The sequence below is a fragment of the Streptomyces sp. NPDC029138 genome, assembly GCF_055564375.1.
In genome coordinates this window covers 19,436-44,782 of record NZ_JBVHWM010000078.1, presented here as the reverse complement: position 1 = coordinate 44,782, position 25,347 = coordinate 19,436, and the positions used below count along the sequence as shown (strand labels likewise).

The following is a 25,347-nucleotide window of genomic DNA, read 5'->3' as shown; positions in this document are numbered from 1 at the left end:
CCGCCCACTGTTCGTCAGAAAGATCCCCTCGCCCCACATCGAGATCATCACGGCACGGGACGAGGAACGGAGCCGACTTTCAAAACACGGCCTAGAGGCGCCGCCCGCCCGCAGGGCCGGTCAGCGGACCCCGTCTGCTGACCGGCCGCTCATGCTCACGGCCGCAGCGCCGGCTCCCTCTCCGTGTCCCGCGCGTCCAGCTTCGCGTCGTACTTCGCCAGGGGCTTCCCCTGGGCCACCATGGACGAGGAAGCGCCTGCCCACTTCAGGATGCGGGACGTGGCCAGGGACTTCTCCTCGGGGACCAGGCCCGCCACGTTGGCGCCGTGGTTCGCTCCCGGGGCCGTGAAGACGTACGCGTCACGGGCGCCCGCGCCGAGGCGGAAGCGTTCCGAGCCCCAGGGGTCGTTCTGGCCGTAGACGAAGAGCATGTGGTCGGCGTGGTGGCGGACCCATGTGTCCACGTCCCGCATCGCGTCGGGCCGGAAGCGCATCGGGATGGAGCGGGGGACGAAGTTGCGCGGGGGCTGGTAGCCGTAGCGGATCAACTTCCGTTCGATGTGGGGGAAGTGGATCGTCGGGGCACCCAGCTGCGTGCCCGCCTGGTAGTAGTACGGCGTGTACGTCTCCAGGCCCTGGTCGGTGTAGGCGGAGAAACCGGAGATCGTGTCGACCGAGTTCCAGATCTCCTCGTCGGTCGCGGTCGCCGCGTCCGCCGGGACGGTGTCACAGTCCTTCAGGAGGCTGTACTGCCAGAAGCCCCACACGTAGTCGAGGACGACCGCCTCGTACGCCTTGTCGAGGCTGCCGATGGTGGTGAAGGTGTAGCCGTTCTCGGCGGCGTACGCCGCGTACTTCTTCTCCAGCGGCTCGCGCCGCACCAGCGCCTCCCGCTGGACCGCGTTCAGCCGGTCCCGGCACTCCTTGGTGCCGACCCGCTCGAAGAAGCGGTCGTACGCCGAGTCCTCCTTGTTCACGACGTCGTTGGGGGCGACGTAGGCCACCACGCCGTCCATGTCGCGGGGGTAGAAGCGCTCGTAGTACGTGGCCGTCATGCCGCCCTTGGAGCCGCCGGTGGCCAGCCAGTTGGCGGAGTAGACCGGCTTCAGGGCCTCGTACACGCGGTGCTGGTCGCTGGCCGCCTGCCAGATGTCGAGCTTGGACCAGTCGGCCGGGGCCGGGCGGGACGGGGTGAAGAAGCGGTATTCCAGGGAGACCTGGTTGCCGTCCACGATCTGGGTGGGCTCGCGGCGCGAGGGGGTCGTGGAGACGTTGTAGCCGCTGGTGTAGAAGACCGTGGGGCGGGTCGTGTCCCTGTGCAGCACGGTGATGCGCTGCTGGAAGGTGCCCCGGTCGGGGTGGCGGTGGTCGACCGGCTGGGTGTAGTTCAGGACGAAGTACCGGTAGCCGGGGTACGGCTTCTCCTGGACGAGGCTCATGCCGGGTATCGACAGGAGCCGGTCCTTGATGTCGGTGGGCTCGGACTCGGCGGCGGTGGCCGCGCCGACCGCCGTGCTCAGGGTTCCTATGAACACCGTGAGCGCCAGCAGCCATCTGAGCGCCTTGCGCATGCGCACTCTCCCCTGTGAGACAGATGTGCGCCGGAAGCTATCCCAGCAACTGCTGTCCCACCAGAGGGAATTGAGCGCTCCGCATCACCGACCGGGCGCTGGGGCCGCGTTCAGCACAGGATCCAGCCGGAGCTGATCGAGTACCTGCCCACCGAGCCCTTGATCCACACGCAGCGGTGGCCGGCGTGCACGGTCACCGGGCCGGCGTGGTGCTTGTAGCGGCCCTTGTCGACGACCGGCCGGTTGCCGCGGGCCTGCACGCTGACGGACATGGTCCGGGCGGGGCCGGGCTGTCTGGCGACGGTGACGGCGCAGACGTAGCCGTCGCGCTTGTAGACGTGGGTGACGCCGGACTTGAACGGCAGCGTCCGCACCTCGCGCCCGGCGCAGCCGCTCGCCGACGCGGCCTGCGCGGTCCCCGTCGCCGTGAGCCCGAGCACCCCGGACGCGGCCAGCACGGCCGCGGCGAGCGCCAGTCGCCTGCGCGGTCGCCGGCGTATCGCACCACTGTCCACTGTTGTCCTCCCCGTCCCGGTCACACACCCCCGTGTCCGTACTGATGTACGGACGCACGGGTGTGTCGGATGGTTGCACGACCGTCAGCGAGACAAACCAACCGGGAGCCTCGGCGGGCCGGCCCGACCGCGAGCCTCAGCGGGAGACGCCGACCGGCTCCTCCGGTTCGGACTGGCCGACGAAGGTCCGCCACAGCTCGGCGTACCGGCCGCCGCGGGCCAGCAGCTCCTCGTGGGTGCCGTCCTCCGCGACCCGGCCGTGGTCCATCACCACCACCCGGTCCGCGCGGGCGGCGGTGGTCAGGCGGTGGGCGACCACGAGCGTCGTACGGCGGCCCGCCAGGCGGTCGGTGGCCTGGTTGACCTGGGCCTCCGTGGCGAGGTCCAGGGCCGCCGTGGCCTCGTCCAGGAGCAGGATGTCCGGGTCGACGAGTTCCGCGCGGGCGAGGGCGATCAGCTGGCGCTGGCCCGCCGAGAGGTTGCGGCCGCGCTCGGCGACCTCGTGCAGATAGCCGCCCTCCAGCGTGGCGATCATCTCGTGGGCGCCGACCGCGCGGGCCGCGGCCTCCACCTCGGCGTCGGTCGCGTCGGGCCGGCCGTAGGCGATGGCGTCGCGGACGGTGCCCGGGAAGAGGTAGGCCTCCTGCGGGACGACCCCGAGCCGGTGGCGGTACGACGTGAGGTCCAGGGCGCGCAGATCCGTGCCGTCGACCGTGACCCGGCCCTGCGTCGGGTCGTAGAACCGGGCCACCAGCTTGACCAGCGTCGACTTGCCGGCGCCGGTCTCGCCGACGAACGCCACCGTCTGCCCGGCCGGGATCGTCAGGTCGATGCCGGACAGCGCCTCCTCCTCGTCGCCGTACGCGAAGCGCACGCCCTCGAAGGCGATGTCACCGCGCAGGGACAGCACGTCGAGGGGTTCGTCGGCGGTCCGCGTGGACGTCGGCTCGCGCAGCAGCTCCTGGATGCGGCCCAGCGAGACCGTGGCCTGCTGGTAGCCGTCGAAGACCTGGGAGAGCTGCTGGACGGGCGCGAAGAACAGGTCGATGTAGAGCAGGTACGCCACCAGGGCGCCGGTGCTCAGCGTGGCCGCCTCCACCCGGCCCGCGCCCGCGATCAGCACGGCCGCCGCGGCGACCGAGGACAGCAGCTGCACGAACGGGAAGTAGACGGATATCAGCCGCTGGCCGCGGATGCGGGCGCTGCGGTAGGCGTCGCTGCGCTCGGCGAACCGCCGCCCGCCGTCCCGCTCCCGCCGGAAGGCCTGCACGATCCGCAGCCCGGCCACGGTCTCCTGGAGGTCGGCGTTCACCGTCGACACCCGCTCACGGGCGAGTTCGTACGCCTTCACGCTCGCCCGGCGGAAGAAGAAGGTGGCCACGATCAGCGGGGGCAGGGTGGCGAAGACGACGAGCGCGAGCCGGAGGTCGAGCACCAGCAGCGCGACCATGATCCCGAAGAAGGTGACGACCGAGACGAACGCGGTGACCAGGCCGGTCTGGAGGAAGGTGGAGAGGGCGTCGACGTCCGTCGTCATCCGGGTCATGATCCGGCCGGTCAGCTCGCGCTCGTAGTAGTCCAGGCCGAGCCGCTGGAGCTGGGCGAAGATCTTCAGCCGCAGCGTGTACAGCACGCGTTCGCCGGTACGGCCGGTCATCCGGGTCTCGCCGATCTGCGCGGCCCACTGGACGAACACGGTCAGCACGCCGAGCAGGGCCGCCGACCAGACCGCGCCGATCGCCATCTTCGTCACGCCCGAGTCGATGCCGTGCCGGATCAGCACCGGCAGCAGCAGACCGGCGCCGGCGTCGACGGCGACCAGCAGCAGGCTGACGAGGAGGGGCAGGCGGAAGCCGCGCAGGAGGCGGCGCAGGCCGTAGGAGTCCTCGGGCAGGACGGCGCGGGCCTCGTCGATGTCCGGTGTGTCGGTGGCCGGGGGCAGCGCCTCGACCTGGGCGAGCAGTCCCGGGGTGGCCGGGGCGCCGGTCAGGGCTGTGTCCTTGGGCTCCCGATCACCGGTCCACAGCCGGGGGGTGACGCCCCGCTCGGCGTCGAACTCGGCCTCCAGCTCGTCACGGACGGAGGTGTCCTCCTGCGGCTCGGCCGGCACGGCGCGGCCCGGCGACATGCCGCCCAGTTCGTCCGGGTCGGTGAGCAGCCGGCGGTAGAGGGCCGAGCGCTCCTGGAGTTCCTCGTGGGTGCCGAGGTCGGTGAGCCGGCCGCCGTCGAGCACGGCGATGCGGTCGGCGAGGTTCAGGGTGGAGCGGCGGTGGGCGATGAGCAGGGTCGTACGGCCCTCCATCACGCGCCCCAGCGCCTCGTGGATCTCGTGCTCGACGCGGGCGTCCACGGCCGAGGTGGCGTCGTCCAGGACCAGCAGGCGCGGGTCGGTGAGCAGGGCGCGGGCGAGCGCGACGCGCTGGCGCTGGCCGCCGGAGAGGGTCAGGCCCTGCTCGCCGACCGTGGTGTCGTAGCCGTCGGGCAGCTCCCGGATGAAGCGGTCCGCCTGGGCGGCGCGGGCGGCGGCCTCGATCTCTTCCTCGGTGGCGTCCGGGCGGCCGTAGGCGATGTTGTTGCGGACGGTGTCGGAGAAGAGGAACGAATCTTCCGGGACCAGTCCGATCGCGGCCCGCAGCGAGTCCAGTGTCAGCTCGCGGACGTCGTGGCCGCCGATGAGGACGGCGCCGTGGGTGACGTCGTAGAAGCGCGGCAGGAGCAGGGAGAGGGTGGACTTGCCGGAGCCGGAGGAGCCGACGACGGCGAGGGTCTCGCCGGACCGGATCTCGAAGCTCAGCCCGTCCAGCACGGGACGCTCGTCGTCGTAGCCGAAGGACACGTCGTCGAACTCGACGGTCGCGGGCGCGTCGGCGGGGAGGGTCTTGGTGCCGTCCTTCAGGGTCGGCTCGGTGTCGATCAGCTCCAGGACGCGTTCGGTCCCGGCGCGGGCCTGCTGGCCGACCGTGAGGACCATCGCGAGCATGCGGACCGGGCCGACCAGCTGAGCCAGGTAGGTGGAGAAGGCCACGAAGGTGCCGAGCGTGATGTGCCCGCGTACGGCGAGCCAGCCGCCGAGGGCCAGCATGGCGACCTGGCCGAGCGCGGGCACGGCCTGGAGGGCCGGGGTGTACGTGCTGTTCAGGCGGATCGTGCGCAGCCGGCCCGCGAAGAGCCGGCGGCCGACCTCGCGCAGCTTGCCGGTCTCCTGGTCCTCCTGCCCGAAGCCCTTCACCACGCGGACGCCGCTCACCGCGCCGTCCACCACGCCGGCCACGGCGGCGGCCTGGGCCTGGGCGTACCAGGTGGCCGGGTGCAGCTTGCTGCGGCTGCGCTTGGCGATCCAGCCCAGGGCGGGCGCGACGGCCAGGGCGACCAGGGTCAGAGGCAGCGACAGCCACGCCATGATCACCAGGGAGATCACGAAGAGCAGGACGTTCCCGATGGTCATCGGGAGCATGAAGAGCAGGCCCTGGATCAGCTGGAGGTCGCTGGTGGCGCGGCCGACGACCTGCCCGGTGGACAGCTCGTCCTGGCGGCGGCCGTCCAGCCGGGTGATCGTGCCGTACATCTCGGTCCGCAGGTCGTGCTGGACGTCGAGGGCGAGCCGGCCGCCGTAGAAGCGGCGTATGTAGGTGAGGGCGTAGACGAGGACGGCGGCGCCTATGAGGGCGCCGGCCCAGGGGGCCATGGCGCGGGTGTGGCCGCCGATCACGTCGTCGATGATCACCTTGGTGAACAGCGGGACGACGGCCAGGACGGCCATGCCGGCGAGCGAGGAGCCGAGGGCGAGGACGACGTCCTTCGGATACCGCCAGGCGTACGCCGCCAGACGTCGTGCCCATCCCCGTTGCGCTGCCACGCCGGTGCCTCCTGGTTTTGGCCATGCTCTACCAGTAGGCACCAACGCGTTCAGGGTGTGATTTCATCCCGCCGCAACAATTGCCGGGTGCGGATGGTTCGGCGGCCGCGGGTGCGTTTGTGGCTGGTCGCGCAGTTCCCCGCGCCCCTTCAGGGCGTTGTCCGTACCCCCAGGTAATAGAACCGGGTCGTCTGGGCCGCGTTCTGGTTGTCGTCGCTCACCAGGAGGACCTTCAGGCGGCCCTTGCCGTCACGGCCCGTGACCGTCATGCCCTCGATGTTGTCCAGGAGGGGATTCGGCTGGGGCTGCTTCGCCGTGGCGCCGAGGGAGGGGCAGGCGGCGATGTCGGCCAGGAGCGTCTTCTCGACCAGGTGGACCCCCGGCTGACCGGTGAGGTTCTCGGTGCCGCTGGTGTCCGTGGCGTGGCGGAGGTCGGCCAGGTAGAGGCGGACCGTGTTGCCGACGCCCGCGGTGAAGCCGCGCTCCAGGACGAGGAGGCGCCCGTCGGGGGTCGCCTGGACCTCGGGGACGCCGAGGCCGGCGTCGGTGCGGTAGGCGTACTGGGCGCCGAGCGTGAAGCGGCCGTGGTGGCGGGTCCACGTCTGGAAGCGGACGATGCCGGCGGAGTCGCCCGAGAGCGCGTACTCCATGGACGCCAGGAGCGTGTGGCCGCCGGGCAGCAGGGTCAGGCCCTCGAAGGTCTGGTTGGCGGTGGCCCGGCCGGCCGGGGCGACCTGGAGGGCGGACGGCACCGGGAGGCGGTCGAGGATCTTGCCGTCGCGGGAGTAGCGGCGGACGGACGGCTCGGTCTCGGAGGAGATCAGCCGGGTGCCGTCCCGGTCGATGACGAGGCCCTCGGAGTCGAGGTCGGCGCCCTTCTCGTCGGCGAGGCGGACGGCCGCCTCCGGCCGGAGCGTACGGGCGTCCAGACGGAACAGCGACGAGCGGTCGGCCAGGGCCGCGAGCGAACCGTCCCGGTCCACGGCGAGGGCGGAGAAGTTGCCGACGAAGGTGCCGTCGTACGTCGTCTTGTCGAGCGCGTCGGAGAAGCGGTCGATCGACACGGTGGCCGAACAGGCGTCGCGCGCTTCCGTGCCGGCGGCGGACCCGGCGGCGGTCAGACAGGTGGCCGCCGCCAGGCCGGCGGTGAGGGTGGCGAGTACGGTTCTCAGGCGCATGACCGTCACCGTAGGACCCCTCGGTGACGCGCGCGAGACCGCCTCGTGAAGGGTCAGCCCCGCGGCGGTACGGCGACGAACGCCTCGCGCGGCTGGCTGGTCGGGGTGTAGCGGGTGACGCCGGTGGTGGTCGGCACCAGGTCCTTGTGGATCGCCTTCGCGACGTTCTGGATGGTGGTGACGCCGTAGCTCATGGTGCTGTTGTCCTGCGTCAGCACGGTGATCATGTAGTCGCGGCCGGCGCCCTTGAAGGTGCCCAGGCTGTGCACCCGCCAGCCGTGCGTGGAGCGCTGCAACCAGCCGTTCTTGACGTGCACGGAGACGGAGGACGGCGCGCCGGCCGGGGTGCCCCAGCGCTGCGAGGAGACGACCTGGCCCATCAGCTTCAGGATGTAGGCGCGGGAGTTGTCGCTCAGCACACTGTTCTTGGCGGTGATCAGCTTGAGGAGCTTCTGCTCGTCGGTGACGTTCTCCTGGGTCAGACCCCAGTAGCCGTTCGCGCCCGGCACGGTCTTGGTCATGCCGGCGGCGGACAGGAAGCCCTTGATCTTCGTCATGCCGAGCTGCTTCCAGAGCTTGCTGGTCGCGTTGTTGTCGGACTGGGTGATCATGGCCTTGGCGAGCGACTGCTCGGTGCTCGTCAGGTACCGGTTGTGCTTCTTCGCGTCCCACAGCAGCGTGGCGAGCACGGTGACCTTGACGGTGCTGGCCGAGTCGTAGGCGCTGGTGGCCCGCAGCGTGCAGGTGGTCTTGGTGCTGCGGTCGTACAGGCCGATGGCGACCGTGCCCTTGCGGTTGGTGAGGGCCGCCGTGATGTCCTTCTTCAGCTTGGCCGCCAGGCCCGCCTTGGCGGACGTACAGGTCACGGTGGGCGTGGCCGCGGCGGCCGGGGTGGCGGCGGTGACCGCCGGTATGAGCAGCGCGGCACTGACGGCGGCAGCGAGCACGCCGGCCCGGCCGGATGTCCGGTAAGTCATGAAAAGTCCCCTTGAACGTCGTACGGGCGTCCCCCTGAACGCCGTTGAGCGCACCCGTGCGCTGCATGACAGGACTCGCCAGGGCGGTCGAAAGTTGTACGCGCGTTCGGCGAAGGCGAGTTCCTTGCCTGTATTGGCAGGAACATGACCAGTTGGGGTACTAGGGGCCCCTGCGGTCCTACTAGTCCCACTTCTTCCCTCACACCAGCGAAGGCGATCTCGCCTCCGGGCGTGTCCCGTCGGGCGGCCCCCACCATGGCGGTGCCCGGCGCGCTGCCGGGCAACCCAACTCCCCTTTCTGGAGAGCCACATGAAGCAGCAGCTCCGCACATGGACGCTGGCCGCCGCCCTCGCCCTGACCGCCGTACTCGTGCCCGCCGAGACCGCGACGGCCCGCGCCGCCCAGCCCTCCTGTCCCGACGGCTCCGTCTGTTTCTGGAGCGGCGAGGGCTTCGGCGGCTCGTACTGGGAGTGGACGGCCCGCAGCGGCTACCGCGACCTGCCGCCGAGCCTCCACGACCACGTGGGCTCCTTCGTCGCCTCGACCCGCGCCTGCTTCATCAACTGGGGCCCGGTGGAGAAGCGGGACGTCTTCAACGGCGACTGGCGCTCCCGCTACCGCGGCGACTTCGGCGGCCGGATGGACGCGGTGGGGCCGGGCGGCTGCTGACCCCCGCCGGAACCGGTGAGGCGCGTCAGTCGCCCAGATGCGTCGGCGCGAACATGCGGAGCAGGGCCGGGAGTACGACCACCGACGGGCCCGGGGTCCCGAGCGCCTTCGTCAGGTCCTGTTCCAGCGTCTCCGGGGTGGTGCGGACGCCGGGTACGCCGAAGGACTCGGCGAGGGCGACATAGTCCGGGCGGGTGAGTTCCGTCGCCGTCGCCTGGCCGAAGGCGTCCGTCATGTACTCGCGGAGGATGCCGTAGCCGCCGTCGTCGATGATCAGCCAGGTGACGTTCGCGTCGTACTGCTTCGCCGTCGCCAGCTCGGCGATCGAGTACAGGGCTCCGCCGTCGCCCGACACCGCCAGCACCGGCCGCGTCGGGTCCGCCGCCGCCGCGCCCAGGGCCGCCGGGAAGCCGTAGCCGAGGCCGCCCGCGCCCTGGGCCGAGTGCATGGTGTTGGGGCCCTGCGCGTCGAAGGCGGACCAGGCCCAGTACGCCAGGATCGTCATGTCCCAGAAGGACGGGGAGTCGGCGGGCAGGGCGCGGCGGACCGCCGCCAGGACGTTCTGCTCCAGGGTCAGGTCCTGGGAGGCGATGCGGTCGGACACGCGGGTCAGCAGGTCCCGTACGCGCTGCGGCGCCGTGTCGTCCTTCCGCTCCTCCACCGTCTCCAGCAGCGCCTGGAGGGCGAGGCGGGCGTCCGCGTGGATGCCGAGGGCCGGGTGGTTGGACTCCAGTTTGCCGAGGTCCGCCTCGATCTGGATCACTCGGCCCCGGGGCTTGAACGTGTGGTAGTTCGAGGAGAGTTCGCCCAGGCCCGAGCCGACCACCAGCAGGACGTCCGCGTCCTCCAGGAAGTCCGTCGTGTGCCGGTCCTCCAGCCAGGACTGCAACGACAGGGGGTGGTTCCAGGGGAACGCGCCCTTGCCGCCGAAGGTCGTCACCACCGGTGCCTGAAGCTTCTCGGCCAACGCCTTCAGCTTGCCCGACGCGTCCGCGCGGACCACCCCGCCGCCCGCGATGACCGCCGGGCGGGCGGCGCGGGACAGCAGGTCGGCCGCCACCGCCGTCAGTTCGGGGCGCGGGACCAGGTCGTCGGGGGTCGCGTCCATCGCCGTCACCACGGGCAGCGAGGTCTCGGCCAGCAGGACGTCCTGCGGGATCTCCACCCACACCGGGCCGTGCGGGGCCGTCAGGGCCGACTTCCAGGCCGCCGCGAGGGCGGAGGGGATCTGGGACGGGGTGCGGACCGTGTGAACCGACTTGACCACGCCCCGGAACGAGGCCGCCTGGTCCGGGAGTTCGTGGAGGTAGCCGTGCCGGCCGCCGCCCAGGCCCGCCGTCGGGATCTGGCTGCTGATCGCCAGCACCGGCGCGCTGGCCGCCGCCGCCTCCTGGAGCGCGGCCAGTGACGTCAGCGCGCCCGGGCCCGTCGAGAGCAGCAGCGGGGCCGCCTCGCCCGTGATCCTGCCGTACGCGTCCGCCGCGAAGCCCGCGTTGTTCTCCACCCGCAGGCCCACGTACCGCAGGGAGGAGCGGCGCAGCGCGTCGAACATGCCGAGGGCGTGCTGGCCGGGGAGGCCGAAGACGGTCGTCGCGCCCAGCCCGGCCAGCGTCTCCACGACCAGGTCTCCGCCGTTGCGCCCCGGGGGAGGGTTCAGGGCGGCGGTGATCTGCGCCGGCGTCGGGCGGAGTACCAGGTCGTGGTCGTGAGTCACTTCGCTTCCGCGTCCTTCCGGGCCGCCGCGATCTGGCGGCTCATGATGGTGGTCAGTTCGTACGCCGTGTGGGAGGCCGCGACCGAGGTGATCTCTGCGTGGTCGTACGCCGGGGCCACCTCGACGACGTCCGCCGAGACCAGGTTGCAGCCGGCCAGCCCGCGCAGGATCTCCAGCAGCTCGCGGGAGGTCATGCCGCCCGCCTCCGGCGTGCCGGTGCCGGGCGCGTGGGCCGGGTCGAGGCAGTCGATGTCGATGGAGATGTACAGCGGGCGGTCGCCGATGCGCTGGCGCAGCTGGTCGGCCACCTCGTCGGCGCCCCGGCGGTAGATGTCGGCGGACGTGACGATGCCGAAGCCCATCTTCTCGTCGTCCGTCAGGTCCTGCTTGCCGTACAGCGGGCCGCGGGTGCCGACGTGGGACAGGGCGGAGGTGTCGAGGATGCCCTCCTCGACCGCGCGGCGGAACGGGGTGCCGTGCGTGTACTCGGCGCCGAAGTAGGTGTCCCAGGTGTCCAGGTGGGCGTCGAAGTGCAGCAGGGCGACCGGGCCGTGCTTCTTCGCGACCGAGCGCAGGAGGGGCAGCGCGATGGTGTGGTCGCCACCCAGCGTCATCAGCCGGGCGCCCGTGCCGAGCAGTTCGTCGGCGGCGGCCTCGACGGTCTCCACGGCCTCGTTGATGTTGAACGGGTTCACGGCGATGTCGCCGCCGTCCGCGACCTGGGCGAGGGCGAACGGGGAGGCGTCCTGCGCCGGGTTGTACGGGCGCAGCAGCCGGGACGCCTCGCGGATGGCGTTGCCGCCGAAGCGGGCGCCCGGCCGGTACGAGACGCCGGAGTCGAACGGCACGCCCACGACGGCGACGTCGGCGGTGCCGACCTCGTCCAGGCGGGGCAGCCGGGCGAAGGTCGCGGGTCCGGCGTACCGCGGGATGCGGGAGGAGTCGACGGGGCCGCGGGGCGTCTCGTTGCTGCTCATAGTGAAATGCCTTCTTTCCTGCGCTTCGTCGCGCATGTACTGCTTTCTCTACGACTCTACTGGGGAGCCGGGACCGGTTCGGACGGGAGTTCGGGGGATCGTCCGGCGAGGCGCTCGCGCCAGGTGGCGAGGACCGTCTCGTCGGTGGGCCTCGTGGCCAGGGAGACGGCGACGTAGGCCGCTAGGGAGGCCAGCAGGCCGTAGTAGACGGGCTCGTTGGCGAGGATGCCGTAGCCGGCCATCAGGCCGATGACGGCGAGGCCGCCGACGACGACGGAGGCCAGCGCGCCCTGGACCGTGCCGCGCTTCCACAGCAGGCCGCCGAGGATGGGCACGAGCAGGCCGCCGACGAGGAGGTTGTAGGCCACGGTGAGCGCTTCGACGACGTTGTTCAGGGCGATCGCCGTGCCGATCACCGCCAGGCCCATGACCAGGATGAACACGCGGTTGCCCGTGACCTCGTCGTGGTCCTCGCCGTCCCGTCGCACGGCCCCGCGCAGGCGGGACCAGATGTCGTTGTTGGCGACCGTGGCGCAGGCGATCAGGGCGCCGGAGGACGTCGACATCACGGCGGCGAGGGCGGCGGCCAGGACCAGTCCGCGCACGCCGACGGGGAGTTCGTCCTTGACGATGGTGGCGAAGGCGTCGTCGGGGCTGCCCAGCTTGGGGTAGAGCACCTTGGCGGCCGTGCCGATCACCGCGCCGGCCAGGGCGTAGGCCAGGCAGTAGGTTCCGGCCACCGTGCCGCCCCACTTGGCGGTCCTGTCGCTGCGGGCGGTGAACACGCGCTGCCAGATGTCCTGGCCGATCAGCATGCCGAACGTGTAGATCAGGACGTAGGTGAAGATGGTCTCGCCGCCGATGCCCAGCGGGTCGAAGTACCCGGTCGGCAGCTTGGCCTTCATCTCCGAGAAGCCGCCCGCCTTGACGACCGCGATCGGCAGGAGCAGGAGCAGCACGCCGATCGTCTTGACGACGAACTGGACCATGTCCGTCAGGGTGATGGACCACATGCCGCCGAGGGTCGAGTACGCGACGACGATCGAGCCGCCGAGGATGATCGCGACCGTGCGGTTCATGTCGAAGAGCACGTCGAAGATCGTGGCGTAGGCGATGGTGGAGGTCACCGCGAGCATGAGGGTGTACGCCCACATGACCACGCCCGAGATCACGCCGGCCCGGCCGCCGTAGCGCAGGTCGAGCATCTCGGAGACCGTGTACACCTTCAGGCGGGCGATCCGGGCCGAGAAGAACACCGACAGGGCGAGCAGGCCGAGGCCGATGGTGAAGACCATCCAGGCGCCGGAGAGGCCGTACTGGTAGCCGAGGCCCACGCCGCCGATGGTGGAGGCGCCGCCGAGGACGATCGCCGCCATGGTGCCGGAGTACATGGCGGGCCCGAGGCGGCGGCCGGCCACCAGGAACTCGCTCTTGGACTTGGCGCGGCGCATGCCCCACCAGCCCATGGCGAGCATGCCGGCGAGATAGACGACGATCACTGTGTAGTCGACGGCCATGGGGGCCCTCCTTCGCGCACTGTCCGGTGGCGTGTCGTGCAGATGCTTCGGGGATGTGCCGGCAGCGGCTCGCGGGGACATCCGCCCGTACCCGCGGCTGCCGTGCCCCTTGAGGCTAGGTGGCCGGAAAGCGACTGCGAAGTGTACGTTTCATCCATATGAACGGGGCGGGATGGAGGGAACGCACACCATGCCGGAGACGATCGCCCCAGCGGTCCCACCGACCCCACCGGTCACACTCCAGGCGCTGCTGGCCCGGGACGACCTCGCCCTGCGGCAGATCGCCGGGCCGACGGACCCGGGGATCGTGATCCACTGGGCGCACACCTCGGAGATGGCCGACCCGTACCCCTATCTCCTGGGCGGCGAGCTGTTGCTCACGGCCGGGGTGCACATCCCGGAGGCGGCCGGATCGGGCACCTACTTCGACGACTACGTCTCCCGGATCGTGGCGGCGGGCGGCGCGGCCCTCGGTTTCGGGCTGGCCCCCGTGCACGACACGGTCCCGCGCGCCCTGGTCGCCGCCTGCGACCGGTACGGCCTGCCGCTGCTGGAGGTCCCGCCGCGGACCACGTTCTCCGGGGTGGCCCGTGCGGTCTGGCAGCTGATGGCGCAGGCCCGGCTGGCCGAGCTGCGCCGGGTCACCGAGGCCCAGCAGAGTCTCGCGGCCGCCGCCTCCCGGCCGGACCCGGTCCCGTCGGTCCTGCGTCAGCTGGCCCAGCGCCTTGGCGGCCGGGCGGTGCTCTACGGGCCCGACGGCACGGAGGTCGCGGGGGCGGGCCGGGAGACACCTGAGGGCGCGCGGACGGCACTGGCGGAGCTGGCCGGGGTGGTCAGACAACCCACCGCCTCAGCACCGACCACCGCCCCCAGCCGCCCGCACCCCACCCCTTCCGCGCCGACCACCGCCCCCAGCCGCCCGCACCCCACCCCTTCCCCGACGACCACTCCCCCCAGCCGCCCGCACCCCACCCCTTCCCCGACGACCACTCCCCCCAGCCGCCCGCACCCCACCCCTTCCCCGACGACCACTCCCCCCGCCCGCCCGCACCCCACCCCGTCCGCGACGAGCGCTCCGGCCACCCGACCGCACCCCACCTCCGCCACCGACACCCACGGCGCCACCCATCTCGCCGTCTACGCCCTGGGAGCCGGTGAAGGCTTCGTGCTCGGGGTGGCCGCGCCCCGGCGTGACCCGGGTGATCACACCATCGCCTCCGTCGCCGCCGTCCTGCTGGCCCTGCTGACCGGTGAGCACCAGAGCGGGGCCGGGGCGGCCCGGTCCTCCGCGCTCGTCCGGCTGCTGCTGGGCGCCCCGCCCGAGGAGGTGGCCCCGCTGCTCGGCACCGGGCAGTGGCTGGTGGTGCACGCGCGGCCGGAGGCGCAGGCCCCGGACGCGGTCGCCGCCTCCGCGCTCGGCGCCGCCCTGGGCTCGCCGCTGGTGGACCTCGCCCGTGACGTCGTACGGGTGCTGGTGCCGGCGGACCGGGAACCGGAGCCGCAGCCCGGCTGGACGCTCGGGGTGAGCGCCACGGCCGGGCCCCGGGAGTGGCCGGCCGCGGACACCCAGGCCGCCCGTGCCCTCGCCCGGGCCCGCGCCACCCGCGCTCCGCTGGTCCGGCACGCGGCCCGGCCGGCGCTGGCGGACCTGGTGCCGCCGGCGGACGCCGAGACACACGCCCGTACGCTGCTCGCTCCCCTCGCGGGGCAGGCGGCGCTCGCCGAGACCCTGCGCACCTGGCTGTCCCTGCACGGCAGTTGGGACCGTACGGCGGTGGCGCTGGACGTGCACCGCAACACCGTGCGGCAGCGGATCGCCCGCTGCGCCGCCCTGTTGGCCGCCGACCTGGACGATCCGGACGTGCGAATGGAGCTGTGGTTCGCGCTGCGCCGTGACTGACGGCGACCGTGCGTGACCCCCGTCCCAGCGGGCGATATGCCGAGGACGCGCGCCGCGCACTGCCCCACAATGGGAGGCATGCCGATACCCGGGACACCCAGCCGCGCCCAGCTCGTCGACCATCTGGTGCGCACGCGTATCGCGGGGGACGTCGCCACGCCCCGCGAGAACAACCTCTCCCACTACCGTCAGCTCGCCAACGGTGTCCGCAACTTCTGGCTCGGCCTGGAGCTGGGCGACCGCTGGACGGACGAGCAGGACGTGCTCGCGGTCATGGCCGAGCGGGTGGGTGTCAACGACGACCCGGAGTACCGGTACGGGCAGGACACCATCGACCCCGAGCTGACGGTGGACGCCCTCGACCGCATGGCGGCCCGGCTGCGCAAGGCGGCCGAGGACCGGCAGCGGGTGCTGTTCGCGACCGGGCACCCGGGCGGCCTGCTGGACGTCCACCGGTCCACGGCCGCCGCGCTGCGCGCCGCCGGCTGCGAGATCGTCGTCATCCCCGACGGGCTCCAGACGGACGAGGGGTACGTGATGCAGTTCGCGGACGTGGCCGTTCTGGAGCACGGGGCGACGCTGTGGCACACCCACTCCGGTGAGCCGATGCGGGCCATTCTCACGGCACTTGAGCGGGACGGGCGCCCGCTGCCGGACCTGGTGGTCGCCGACCACGGCTGGGCCGGGTACGCCGGTCAGCACGGCGTCGACTCCGTGGGATACGCCGACTGCAACGACCCGGCGCTGTTCCTCGCCGAGTCGGAGGGCACCGTGCAGGTCGTCGTCCCGCTGGACGACCACGTGGTGAGCCCGCGTCACTACGACCCGATGACGGCGTATCTGCTCACCGCGGCGGGTCTGGACTGACGCTCCATGGGGGTTTTCGCCTGACGCTCCTTCAAAGCCGAGGTGGGGGGGGGGGGGGGGGGGGGGGGGGGGGGGGGGGTGGGGGGGGGGGGGGGGGGGGTCCCCCCCCCCCCCCCCCCACCCCCCCCCCCCCCCCCCCCCCCCCCCCCCCCACTTCGTCAGTTCGTGGTCGGCTCAGTGACCGCCGCCACCTCCTCCGTGGCCGCCGCCGCCACCGCCGCCGTGGCCACCGCCACCGCCGCCGTGGCCGCCACCGCCGCCGCCGTGGCCACCACCACCGTGGCCGCCACCGTTGCCGTGGCCGCCACCGTTGCCGTGGCCGCCACCGTTGCCGTGGTCGCCGCCGTTGCCACCGTGGTCACCGCCGTAGCCGCCGTTGCCGCCGTGGTCGCCGCCGTAGCCGCCGTCGCCATAGTCGTCGTCATCGTCGCCCCAGTTCGAGCTGTAGGAACTGTGGCTGTTGTAGTCCGAGGCAGAGGCGGTTCCGGCCGTGCCGATCGCGGCTCCGCCGGCCAGCAGCAGGCCGCTGGCGGAAATCGCGACAAGACGCCTCGCGCGCTGTGATCGCATGGGAATACCTTCCATCTCCATCGTCTCTCGCCGCTCCCGAGGGAGGCACGAGGTGGATGGCCGTCGCCGCTGCGAAAGGGGAAGAACGCGGCGCGGTCTTCAGGTGTCACCGCAGCCAGTTGAAACCGAAACGGCGCTCGCTGGGCACCTCATACACCGGGTCTGCCGGGCATGCCGTTCACTGCGGCCTTCACTCTGAGAGCCTAATCCCACATTTGTCACGCGTCATCTCGAAGAGCGCCCCTGTCACGGCCGTCTCGGCACGCGGACAACACCCTCCTGGATGACCGAGATGGCGAGCCGCCCGTCCTGCGTGTAGATGCGGGCCTGGCCCAGGCCCCGGCCGCCGTGCGCGGACGGTGATTCCTGGTCGTACAGCAGCCACTCGTCGGCCCGGAAGGGGCGGTGGAACCACATCGCGTGGTCCAGGGAGGCCCCGACGACGTCCCCGACGGCCCAGCCGCCGCGCCCGTGCGCGAGCAGCACGGAGTCGAGCAGGGTCATGTCGGAGACGTAGGTGGCGAGGACGACGTGCAGCAGGGGTTCGTCGACGGCGCCGCCGAGCTTGCCGTTGGTGCGGAACCACACCTGGGAATGGGGCTCGCGCGGCGCGCCGTACTGCCCGTACGGCGGCTCGTCCACGTATCTGAGGTCGATCGCCTCGCGCGCCTCCAGGAACCGCTCCACCACGTCGGGGGCGAGGTGGCCGTAGCCGCGCAGTCGCTCGTGGGAGGTCGGCAGGGTCACCGGGTCGGGCGCGGCGGGCATGGGCGCCTGGTGCTCCAGGCCGTCCTCGTACGTCTGGAAGGACGCCGACAGGTGGAAGATCGGCTTGCCGTGCTGGACGGCGACCACCCGGCGGGTGGTGAAGGACCGGCCGTCACGGATGCGGTCCACCGTGTAGACGATCGGGGCGCCCGGGTCGCCGGGGCGCAGGAAGTACGCGTGCAGGGAGTGGGCGGGCCGGTCCGCGGGGACCGTCCGCCCGGCGGCGACCAGCGCCTGCGCCGCGACCTGCCCGCCGAAGACGCGGGGGACGACGGCGGAGCGGGACCGGCCGCGGAAGATGTTCTCCTCGATCTGCTCGAGGTCGAGCAGATCGAGGAGATCCTGGAGTGCCTGGCTCATGGTCTGTAGTTGTACCGGCCAGTGATCGCGTGTCGGTGTCCGGGGCCTTACAGGCCCATGTCCTTGGCGATGATCGTCTTCATGATCTCGCTGGTGCCGCCGTAGATGCGGTTGACGCGGTTGTCCGCGTACAGGCGGGCGATCGGGTACTCGTTCATGTAGCCGTAGCCGCCGTGCAGCTGGAGGCAGCGGTCGATCACGCGGTGGGCGACCTCGGTGCAGAAGAGCTTCGCGGAGGCGGCCTCGGCGGGGGTCAGCTCGCCGGCGTCCAGGGCCTCCAGGGCGCGGTCGGCGACCGCCTCGGCGGCGTCCACCTCGGCCTGGCAGGCGGCCAGCTCGAACTTGGTGTTCTGGAAGTGGGCGACCGGCTTGCCGAAGACGGTGCGCTCCTGCACGTACTGCTTGGCGAACCGGACGGCGGCCTTGGCCTGGGCGTAGGCGCCGAAGGCGATGCCCCAGCGCTCGGAGGCCAGGTTGTGGCCGAGGTAGGAGAAGCCCTTGTTCTCCTCGCCGAGCAGGTCCTCGACCGGGACCTTGACGTCCACGAAGGCCAGCTCGGCGGTGTCGGAGGTGCGCAGGCCCAGCTTGTCCAGCTTGCGGCCGATGGAGTAGCCCTCGGACTTGGTGTCCACGGCGAACAGGGAGATGCCGTGACGGCGGTCCTCGGCGGTGGGCGCGGCGGTACGGGCGCAGACGATCACCTTGTCGGCGTGCACACCGCCGGTGATGAAGGTCTTGGCGCCGTTGAGGACGTAGTGCGTGCCGTCCTCGGAGAGCTTGGCGGTGGTCTTCATGCCCGCGAGGTCGGAGCCGGTGCCCGGCTCGGTCATCGCGATGGCCCACATCTCCTCGCCGGTGACGAACTTCGGCAGGTAGCGCTTCTTCTGCTCGTCGGTGGCGAGCATCTTGATGTAGGGCAGGGCGAGCAGCACGTGCACGCCGGAGCCGCCGAACTGCACGCCCGCGCGCGCGGTCTCCTCGTAGAGGACGGCCTCGAACTTGTGGGTCTCCAGGCCCGCGCCGCCGAACTCCTCGGGCACGCTGATGCCGAAGATGCCCAGCTCGCCGAGCTTGTAGTAGAAGTCGCGCGGCGCCTGGCCGGCGGCGAACCACTCGTCGTAGACCGGCACGACCTCGGCCTCGATGAAGGCGCGAAGGGTCTCCCGGAACGCCTCGTGATCCTCGTTGAACACCGTACGGCGCACGCCGCCACCTCCACGTACCTGACATCGGGCATGTCTAAGCGCTTGCTCACTCAACCGTACCGGCGAGTACGGAATCCCGTCCAGGGGGGTCCCGCCGTAACGCTCGTCACGCTTCCGGCACGGAGATCGCCGGCGACCCCGATGCCGTAGCCGCCGGCCTGCTGGAGCGTGACGGCTCCGTACCGCACACCGTCACCTGCGCGGACAGCTCGGCCGGGCTACTCCTCGCCCGCCGCCTCGAACGCGCCCCGGGCCATGCGGTGGAGCAGGGACGCCGTCGTGCCCCGGCCGGGGAGCGTGCCGGCGCGGCCGAGGTGGGGGGTGGAGTTGAGCAGGCCGAAGACCGAGTGGACGGCCGAGCGGGCGGCCGGTTCGGTCAGGCCCGGATAGACCTCGCGGACCACCTCCACCCACAGCTCCACGTACTGCCGCTGGAGCTGCCGCACCAGCTTGCGGTCACTGTCCCGCAGGCGGTCCAGCTCGCGGTCGTGCAGGGTGATCAGCGGGCGGTCGTCCAGGGCGAAGTCGATGTGGCCCTCGATCAGGGAGTCGAGGATGCGGGTCGCGGGGACCCCGTCGGCCTCCGCCAGGCGCCGCTTGGCCCCGGTCAGCAGCTGCCCGCTGATGCCGACCAGCAGCTCGGCGAGCATCGCGTCCTTGCCCGGGAAGTGCCGGTAGAGCCCGGGGCCGCTGATGCCGACGGCGGCGCCTATCTCGTCGACACCGACGCCGTGGAACCCGCGCTCGGCGAACAGCCGGGCGGCCTCCTTGAGGATCTGCTCACGGCGGGTGGGGGCGTCGGTTCTGGTCACCATGCGGCCAATTCTAGACAGCGAGGTTAGCGGTCGTTAACCTGGTGGCGATGGTTAACGCTCATTAACAGGTTCGATCACCGGTGAGGGGAACCGCAGGATGCAGGAGGCACCGGAGCTTCACAGCGCGGCAGATCCCGCGTCGGAGGCCTGGCGGGCCAACGAACAGGCTCATCTCGCCCTCGTGGAGGAGCTGCGCGCCAAGCTGGCCGCGGCGGCCCTCGGCGGTGGCGAGAAGGCGCGGGCGCGGCACACCGCGCGCGGCAAGCTGCTGCCGAGGGACAGGGTGGACACACTGCTCGACCCGGGCTCGCCCTTCCTGGAGCTGGCCCCGCTCGCGGCCGACGGGATGTACGACGGACAGGCCCCGGCCGCCGGGGTGATCGCCGGGATCGGCCGGGTCAGCGGGCGCGAGTGCGTGATCGTCGCGAACGACGCCACGGTCAAGGGCGGCACGTACTACCCGATGACGGTGAAGAAGCACCTGCGCGCCCAGGAGGTGGCCCTCGACAACCGGCTGCCGTGCGTCTATCTGGTCGACTCGGGCGGGGCCTTCCTGCCGATGCAGGACGAGGTCTTCCCGGACCGGGACCACTTCGGGCGGATCTTCTACAACCAGGCCCGGATGTCCGGCGCGGGCATCCCGCAGATCGCGGCCGTGCTCGGCTCCTGCACGGCCGGCGGGGCGTACGTCCCGGCGATGAGCGACGAGGCCGTGATCGTCCGCGACCAGGGCACGATCTTCCTCGGCGGGCCCCCGCTGGTGAAGGCCGCCACCGGTGAGGTCGTGACGGCGGAGGAGCTGGGCGGCGGCGAGGTCCACTCCCGGGTCTCCGGAGTCACCGACCACCTCGCCGAGGACGACGCGCACGCCCTCAGGATCGTCCGCAACATCGTCGCCACGCTCCCGGCCCGGCAGTCCCCGCCCTGGGAGGTCGCGCCCGTCACCGAGCCGAAGGTCGACCCGTACGGCCTCTACGGCGCGGTCCCCGTCGACTCCCGCACCCCCTACGACGTCCGCGAGATCATCGCGCGCGTGGTCGACGGCTCCCGGTTCGCCGAGTTCAAGAGCGAGTTCGGGCAGACCCTGGTCACCGGCTTCGCCCGCATCCACGGCCACCCGGTCGGGATCGTCGCCAACAACGGCATCCTGTTCTCCGAGTCGGCCCAGAAGGGCGCCCACTTCATCGAGCTGTGCGACCAGCGCGGCATCCCGCTGGTGTTCCTCCAGAACATCTCCGGCTTCATGGTCGGCAAGGCCTACGAGGCCGGCGGCATCGCCAAGCACGGCGCCAAGATGGTGACCGCGGTCGCCTGCACGCGCGTGCCGAAGCTGACGGTCGTCGTCGGCGGCTCGTACGGCGCGGGCAACTACTCGATGTGCGGCCGGGCCTACTCCCCCCGCTTCCTGTGGATGTGGCCGGGCGCCAAGATCTCCGTCATGGGCGGCGAGCAGGCCGCGTCCGTGCTGGCGACCGTCAAGCGGGACCAGCTGGAGGGGCGCGGCGAGTCCTGGCCCGCCGAGGACGAGGAGGCGTTCAAGGCGCCCATCCGCGCGCAGTACGAACGCCAGGGCAACGCCTACTACGCCACCGCCCGGCTCTGGGACGACGGCGTCATCGACCCGCTGGAGACTCGTCAGGTGCTGGGCCTCGCCCTGACGGCCTGTGCCAACGCGCCCCTGGGAGACCCCCAGTTCGGCGTCTTCCGGATGTGAGGAGGGGAACCGTGTTCGACACAGTGCTGGTGGCCAACCGGGGCGAGATCGCCGTACGCGTCATCCGTACGCTCCGCTCGCTGGGCGTGCGCTCGGTGGCGGTCTTCTCCGACGCCGACGCCGACGCGCGGCACGTCCGGGAGGCCGACACGGCGGTACGGATCGGTCCGGCGCCGGCCGCCGAGAGCTATCTGTCGGTGGAGCGGCTGCTCGATGCCGCCGCCCGCACCGGCGCCCAGGCCGTCCACCCGGGATACGGCTTCCTCGCGGAGAACGCGGGCTTCGCGCGCGCCTGCGAGGAGGCGGGACTGGTCTTCATCGGCCCGCCGGCGGACGCGATCGCGCTGATGGGCGACAAGATCCGGGCCAAGGAGACGGTGCGGGCGGCCGGAGTGCCGGTGGTGCCGGGAGGCCGGGACCCCGACCTCGCCGAGGCGGCCCGCGCACTGGGCGCGCCCGTGCTGCTCAAGCCCTCCGCCGGGGGCGGCGGCAAGGGCATGCGGCTGGTGCGGGACATGACCGTGCTGGAGGAGGAGATCGCCGCCGCCCGCCGCGAGGCCCGCGTCTCCTTCGGCGACGACACCCTGCTGGTGGAGCGGTGGGTGGACCGCCCCCGGCACATCGAGATCCAGGTGCTGGCCGACGGCCACGGGAACGTCGTCCACCTGGGCGAGCGCGAGTGCTCCCTCCAGCGGCGCCACCAGAAGATCATCGAGGAGGCGCCGAGCGTGCTCCTCGACGAGAGGACCCGGGCCGCGATGGGCGAGGCGGCCGTGCAGGCGGCCCGCTCGTGCGGGTACCGGGGCGCGGGCACGGTGGAGTTCATCGTCCCGGGCGGCGATCCTTCGCAGTACTACTTCATGGAGATGAACACCCGCCTCCAGGTCGAGCATCCGGTCACCGAACTCGTCGCCGGGATGGACCTGGTGGAGTGGCAGCTGCGGGTGGCCGCCGGGGAACGGCTGGGGTTCGCCCAGGAGGACCTGCGGCTGACCGGCCACGCGGTGGAGGCCCGGATCTGCGCGGAGGACCCCGCGCGCGGGTTCCTGCCGACCGGTGGCACGGTCCTGCTGCTGAACGAACCGCAGGGCGACGGCGTCCGCACCGACTCCGGGCTCACCGAGGGCACCGAGGTGGGCAGCCTGTACGACCCGATGCTGTCCAAGGTGATCGCGTACGGCCCCGACCGCGAGACGGCGCTCAGGAAGCTGCGGGCGGCACTCGCGCAGACGGTCACGCTGGGCGTGCAGACCAACGCGGGCTTCCTGCGCCGGCTGCTCGCGCATCCGGCGGTCGTCGCGGGCGAGTTGGACACGGGCCTGGTCGAGCGGGTCGTGGACGAGCTGGTCTCCACGGACGTGCCCGAGGAGGTGTACGAGGCGGCGGCGGCCGTACGCCTGGAGCGGCTGAAGCCGCGTACGGAGGGCTGGGTCGACCCCTTCTCGGTGCCGAGCGGCTGGCGCCTCGGCGGCACCCCGAAGCCGCCCGCCTTCCACCTGCGGGCGCAGGACCCGGTGACGTACACCCCGCGCGGCACCCACACCGTCACCGGCGACCGCGTGACCGTCACCCTCGACGGCGTCCGGCACACCTTCCACCGGGCCGGTGACTGGATCGGCCGCGACGGGGACGCCTGGCAGGTGCGCGACCACGACCCGGTGGCCGCGTCGCTGAACCGCGCGGCCCACGCGGGTGCCGACTCGCTCACCGCGCCCATGCCCGGCACGGTGACGGTGGTCAAGGTGGCCGTCGGCGACGAAGTGGCCGCCGGGCAGAGCCTGCTGGTGGTGGAGGCGATGAAGATGGAGCACGTCATCTCCGCCCCGCACGCCGGCACGGTCGCCGAGCTGGACGTGACGCCCGGTACGACGGTCGCCATGGACCAGGTGCTGGCCGTCATCGCCCCCAAGGAGGCCGCGGAATGAGCGTCGACGGTCTGCCCATGGTCGTACCGGCCCCCGAGCTGCCCGCGCGGGTGCGCATCCACGAGGTCGGCGCGCGGGACGGCCTCCAGAACGAGAAGACGGCCGTGCCGACGGAGGTGAAGGCGGAGTTCATCCGGCGGCTGGCCGACGCGGGCCTGACGACGATCGAGGCGACGAGCTTCGTGCACCCCAAGTGGGTGCCCCAACTGGCGGACGCCGAGCAGCTGTTCCCGCAGGTGAGCGACCTTCCCGGGGTGGCCCTGCCGGTGCTGGTCCCCAACCGGCGCGGCCTGGACCGGGCGCTGGCCCTCGGTGCCGAGCGCGTCGCCGTGTTCGCCAGCGCCACCGAGTCCTTCGCGAAGGCCAACCTCAACCGCACGCTGGACGAGTCGCTGGCGGTGTTCGAGCCGGTGGTGCGGCAGGCCAAGGACCGGGGCGTGCACGTGCGCGGCTATGTGTCGATGTGCTTCGGCGACCCGTGGGAGGGCGCGGTGCCGCCCCGGCAGGTGGCCCGGGTCTGCACGGCCCTGCGGGACATGGGCTGCGACGAGCTGAGCCTCGGCGACACGATCGGCGTGGCCACGGCCGGTCAGGTGCGCGAGCTGCTCGGCCTGCTGAACGAGCGGGGCGTGCCGACGGACGTGATCGGCGTGCACTTCCACGACACCTACGGCCAGGCGCTCGCCAACACGCTGGCGGCCCTGCAACACGGCGTCACCACGGTGGACGCCTCCGCCGGTGGCCTCGGCGGCTGCCCGTACGCCAGGTCCGCCACCGGCAACCTCGCCACCGAAGACCTCGTCTGGATGCTGCACGGGCTCGGCATCGAGACGGGGGTCGACCTCGGCCGTCTGACCGCCACGAGCGTGTGGATGGCCGAACAGCTGGGCCGGCCCAGCCCGTCCCGTACCGTCCGCGCTCTCTCCCACAAGGACCAGTGATCAGCATGGACCACCGTCTCAGCCCCGAGCTGGAGGACCTCCGCCGCACGGTGGAGGAGTTCGCGCACGATGTCGTGGCGCCGAAGATCGGCGACTTCTACGAGCGGCACGAGTTCCCGTACGAGATCGTCCGGGAGATGGGCCGCATGGGCCTGTTCGGGCTGCCGTTCCCGGAGGAGTACGGCGGTATGGGCGGCGACTATCTGGCCCTCGGCATCGCCCTGGAGGAGCTGGCCCGCGTCGACTCGTCGGTGGCCATCACCCTGGAGGCGGGGGTCTCGCTGGGCGCGATGCCGCTGCACCTGTTCGGCACGGAGGAGCAGAAGCGCCAGTGGCTGCCCCGGCTGTGCGCGGGCGAGATCCTGGGCGCGTTCGGCCTCACGGAACCCGACGGCGGCAGCGACGCGGGGGCGACCCGTACGACGGCCCGGCTGGACCCGGACACGGACGAGTGGGTGATCAACGGCACGAAGTGCTTCATCACCAACTCGGGCACGGACATCACGGGACTGGTGACCGTCACCGCCGTCACCGGGCGCAAGCCGGACGGCCGGCCGGAGATCTCGGCGATCATCGTCCCGTCGGGCACACCGGGCTTCACGGTGGCGGCGCCCTACTCGAAGGTCGGCTGGAACGCGTCGGACACCCGTGAGCTGTCGTTCAGCGACGTCCGGGTCCCGTCCGCCAACCTCCTGGGTGAACAGGGCCGTGGCTACGCCCAGTTCCTGCGCATCCTGGACGAGGGCCGCATCGCCATCGCGGCCCTGGCGACGGGTCTGGCCCAGGGCTGCGTGGACGAGTCGGTCAAGTACGCCAAGGAACGCCGCGCCTTCGGCAAGCCCATCGGCGCCAACCAGGCGATCCAGTTCAAGATCGCCGACATGGAGATGAAGGCCCACACGGCCCGCCTCGCCTGGCGCGACGCGGCCAGCCGTCTGGTGGCCGGCGAGCCGTTCAAGAAGGAGGCGGCACTGGCCAAGCTCTACTCCTCCACGGTCGCCGTCGACAACGCCCGCGAGGCCACCCAGATCCACGGCGGCTACGGCTTCATGAACGAGTATCCGGTGGCCCGCATGTGGCGCGACTCCAAGATCCTGGAGATCGGCGAGGGCACGAGCGAGGTCCAACGGATGCTGATCGCCCGCGAACTGGGCCTGGTGAGCTGACCCCCGCACGGGACCGGTGACGCACGGCTGCCGGTCCCGTGTCATCGCGGACGGGTGGTCACCCGCCCCCTGGACATCAGCTGAGGTTAGGCTAACCTACCTTCGAACTTGTCCGGCGGGCGCTTCGCCCCGTTCGAAAGC

The 25,347-nt window shown here is 71.9% G+C and carries 19 protein-coding genes; 7 read left to right on the top strand and 12 right to left on the bottom strand.

All coding sequences use genetic code 11. The features are described from left to right. Positions 1-155: 155 nt before the first annotated feature. From ACZ4WH_RS38060 to ACZ4WH_RS38040, 5 genes are all read right to left on the bottom strand, one after another. Positions 156-1,571, bottom strand: a complete 1,416-nt coding sequence (locus tag ACZ4WH_RS38060; protein WP_468189611.1) for a S28 family serine protease — start codon at positions 1,569-1,571, stop codon at positions 156-158. 110 nt (positions 1,572-1,681) lie between these two features. Beyond that, a complete protein-coding gene (locus ACZ4WH_RS38055) occupies positions 1,682-2,086 on the bottom strand; it encodes a hypothetical protein (RefSeq protein WP_468189609.1) in 405 nt (134 codons plus the stop codon). A gap of 136 nt (positions 2,087-2,222) precedes the next feature. Beyond that, positions 2,223-5,942 carry an ABC transporter ATP-binding protein gene (locus ACZ4WH_RS38050; protein WP_468189607.1) on the bottom strand — a complete coding sequence of 1,240 codons (3,720 nt, stop codon included), beginning with the start codon at positions 5,940-5,942 and terminating at the stop codon, positions 2,223-2,225. Positions 5,943-6,091: 149 nt separating this feature from the next. Next, positions 6,092-7,120: an esterase-like activity of phytase family protein gene (locus tag ACZ4WH_RS38045; protein ID WP_468189605.1), complete on the bottom strand. Its 1,029-nt coding sequence runs from the start codon at positions 7,118-7,120 to the stop codon at positions 6,092-6,094. A gap of 53 nt (positions 7,121-7,173) precedes the next feature. Beyond that, positions 7,174-8,097, bottom strand: a complete 924-nt coding sequence (locus ACZ4WH_RS38040) for a serine hydrolase (protein ID WP_468189603.1) — start codon at positions 8,095-8,097, stop codon at positions 7,174-7,176. 310 nt (positions 8,098-8,407) lie between these two features. On the opposite strand from ACZ4WH_RS38040, the gene ACZ4WH_RS38035 reads away from it, so the two are divergent. Beyond that, the gene (locus ACZ4WH_RS38035) at positions 8,408-8,767 is read left to right on the top strand and encodes a peptidase inhibitor family I36 protein (protein ID WP_468189601.1); all 360 of its coding nucleotides are present in this window, start codon (positions 8,408-8,410) and stop codon (positions 8,765-8,767) included. A gap of 25 nt (positions 8,768-8,792) precedes the next feature. Here ACZ4WH_RS38035 and ACZ4WH_RS38030 read toward each other — a convergent pair whose 3' ends face one another. Genes ACZ4WH_RS38030 through ACZ4WH_RS38020 form a run of 3 tightly spaced genes read right to left on the bottom strand, consistent with a single transcriptional unit; the run spans position 8,793 to position 12,975 of the window. After that, the gene (locus ACZ4WH_RS38030; RefSeq protein WP_468189599.1) at positions 8,793-10,481 is read right to left on the bottom strand and encodes a thiamine pyrophosphate-binding protein; all 1,689 of its coding nucleotides are present in this window, start codon (positions 10,479-10,481) and stop codon (positions 8,793-8,795) included. After that, the gene (gene speB, locus ACZ4WH_RS38025; RefSeq protein WP_468189598.1) at positions 10,478-11,458 is read right to left on the bottom strand and encodes an agmatinase; all 981 of its coding nucleotides are present in this window, start codon (positions 11,456-11,458) and stop codon (positions 10,478-10,480) included. Before speB ends, ACZ4WH_RS38030 begins: the two co-directional genes overlap by 4 nt. 56 nt (positions 11,459-11,514) lie before the next feature. Then, positions 11,515-12,975, bottom strand: a complete 1,461-nt coding sequence (locus ACZ4WH_RS38020; RefSeq protein ID WP_468189597.1) for a sodium:solute symporter family protein — start codon at positions 12,973-12,975, stop codon at positions 11,515-11,517. A gap of 190 nt (positions 12,976-13,165) precedes the next feature. On the opposite strand from ACZ4WH_RS38020, the gene ACZ4WH_RS38015 reads away from it, so the two are divergent. Together ACZ4WH_RS38015 and ACZ4WH_RS38010 are read left to right on the top strand one after the other, a co-directional pair. Further along, a complete protein-coding gene (locus tag ACZ4WH_RS38015; protein WP_468189596.1) occupies positions 13,166-14,875 on the top strand; it encodes a PucR family transcriptional regulator ligand-binding domain-containing protein in 1,710 nt (569 codons plus the stop codon). Positions 14,876-14,953: 78 nt separating this feature from the next. Beyond that, positions 14,954-15,742, top strand: a complete 789-nt coding sequence (locus ACZ4WH_RS38010; RefSeq protein WP_468189595.1) for a phosphatase — start codon at positions 14,954-14,956, stop codon at positions 15,740-15,742. Positions 15,743-15,916: 174 nt separating this feature from the next. Here ACZ4WH_RS38010 and ACZ4WH_RS38005 read toward each other — a convergent pair whose 3' ends face one another. The 4 genes from ACZ4WH_RS38005 to ACZ4WH_RS37990 all read right to left on the bottom strand — a co-directional run bounded on the left by ACZ4WH_RS38005 (position 15,917) and on the right by ACZ4WH_RS37990 (position 19,460). Beyond that, positions 15,917-16,312 carry a hypothetical protein gene (locus ACZ4WH_RS38005; RefSeq protein WP_468189594.1) on the bottom strand — a complete coding sequence of 132 codons (396 nt, stop codon included), beginning with the start codon at positions 16,310-16,312 and terminating at the stop codon, positions 15,917-15,919. A gap of 246 nt (positions 16,313-16,558) precedes the next feature. Beyond that, on the bottom strand, positions 16,559-17,440 hold the full coding sequence (locus ACZ4WH_RS38000) for an acyl-CoA thioesterase (RefSeq protein ID WP_468189592.1): 882 nt from the start codon (positions 17,438-17,440) through the stop codon (positions 16,559-16,561). A 47-nt stretch (positions 17,441-17,487) separates the two neighbouring features. Next, a complete protein-coding gene (locus ACZ4WH_RS37995) occupies positions 17,488-18,645 on the bottom strand; it encodes an acyl-CoA dehydrogenase family protein (RefSeq protein WP_468189590.1) in 1,158 nt (385 codons plus the stop codon). A gap of 218 nt (positions 18,646-18,863) precedes the next feature. Then, positions 18,864-19,460, bottom strand: a complete 597-nt coding sequence (locus ACZ4WH_RS37990; protein ID WP_468189588.1) for an SACE_7040 family transcriptional regulator — start codon at positions 19,458-19,460, stop codon at positions 18,864-18,866. 97 nt (positions 19,461-19,557) lie between these two features. Between ACZ4WH_RS37990 and ACZ4WH_RS37985 the strand changes: the two genes are divergently transcribed. The 4 genes from ACZ4WH_RS37985 to ACZ4WH_RS37970 are packed head-to-tail and all read left to right on the top strand — an operon-like array spanning position 19,558 to position 25,206. Next, a complete protein-coding gene (locus ACZ4WH_RS37985; protein ID WP_468189586.1) occupies positions 19,558-21,174 on the top strand; it encodes a carboxyl transferase domain-containing protein in 1,617 nt (538 codons plus the stop codon). Positions 21,175-21,185: 11 nt separating this feature from the next. Next, positions 21,186-23,099 (top strand): acetyl/propionyl/methylcrotonyl-CoA carboxylase subunit alpha, encoded by a 1,914-nt coding sequence (locus tag ACZ4WH_RS37980; RefSeq protein ID WP_468189584.1) that lies wholly within the window; start codon positions 21,186-21,188, stop codon positions 23,097-23,099. Continuing rightward, positions 23,096-24,040: a hydroxymethylglutaryl-CoA lyase gene (locus ACZ4WH_RS37975; protein WP_468189582.1), complete on the top strand. Its 945-nt coding sequence runs from the start codon at positions 23,096-23,098 to the stop codon at positions 24,038-24,040. The genes ACZ4WH_RS37980 and ACZ4WH_RS37975 overlap by 4 nt, the downstream gene beginning before the upstream one ends. A gap of 5 nt (positions 24,041-24,045) precedes the next feature. Next, positions 24,046-25,206 (top strand): acyl-CoA dehydrogenase family protein, encoded by a 1,161-nt coding sequence (locus ACZ4WH_RS37970; protein ID WP_468189581.1) that lies wholly within the window; start codon positions 24,046-24,048, stop codon positions 25,204-25,206. Positions 25,207-25,347: the final 141 nt, after the last annotated feature.

Excerpts from the sequence above, each read along its gene's own strand:
- ACZ4WH_RS38020 (WP_468189597.1), bottom strand. The coding sequence starts at position 12,975 with ATGGCCGTCGACTACACAGTGATCGTCGTCTATCTCGCCGGCATGCTC.
- ACZ4WH_RS38035 (WP_468189601.1), top strand. The coding sequence starts at position 8,408 with ATGAAGCAGCAGCTCCGCACATGGACGCTGGCCGCCGCCCTCGCCCTG.
- ACZ4WH_RS38045 (WP_468189605.1), bottom strand. The coding sequence starts at position 7,120 with ATGCGCCTGAGAACCGTACTCGCCACCCTCACCGCCGGCCTGGCGGCG.
- ACZ4WH_RS37985 (WP_468189586.1), top strand. The coding sequence starts at position 19,558 with ATGCAGGAGGCACCGGAGCTTCACAGCGCGGCAGATCCCGCGTCGGAG.
- ACZ4WH_RS38000 (WP_468189592.1), bottom strand. The coding sequence starts at position 17,440 with ATGAGCCAGGCACTCCAGGATCTCCTCGATCTGCTCGACCTCGAGCAG.
- ACZ4WH_RS38015 (WP_468189596.1), top strand. The coding sequence starts at position 13,166 with ATGCCGGAGACGATCGCCCCAGCGGTCCCACCGACCCCACCGGTCACA.
- ACZ4WH_RS38010 (WP_468189595.1), top strand. The coding sequence starts at position 14,954 with ATGCCGATACCCGGGACACCCAGCCGCGCCCAGCTCGTCGACCATCTG.
- ACZ4WH_RS37975 (WP_468189582.1), top strand. The coding sequence starts at position 23,096 with ATGAGCGTCGACGGTCTGCCCATGGTCGTACCGGCCCCCGAGCTGCCC.
- ACZ4WH_RS37970 (WP_468189581.1), top strand. The coding sequence starts at position 24,046 with ATGGACCACCGTCTCAGCCCCGAGCTGGAGGACCTCCGCCGCACGGTG.
- speB (WP_468189598.1), bottom strand. The coding sequence starts at position 11,458 with ATGAGCAGCAACGAGACGCCCCGCGGCCCCGTCGACTCCTCCCGCATC.
- ACZ4WH_RS37990 (WP_468189588.1), bottom strand. The coding sequence starts at position 19,460 with ATGGTGACCAGAACCGACGCCCCCACCCGCCGTGAGCAGATCCTCAAG.
- ACZ4WH_RS38040 (WP_468189603.1), bottom strand. The coding sequence starts at position 8,097 with ATGACTTACCGGACATCCGGCCGGGCCGGCGTGCTCGCTGCCGCCGTC.
- ACZ4WH_RS38005 (WP_468189594.1), bottom strand. The coding sequence starts at position 16,312 with ATGCGATCACAGCGCGCGAGGCGTCTTGTCGCGATTTCCGCCAGCGGC.
- ACZ4WH_RS38060 (WP_468189611.1), bottom strand. The coding sequence starts at position 1,571 with ATGCGCAAGGCGCTCAGATGGCTGCTGGCGCTCACGGTGTTCATAGGA.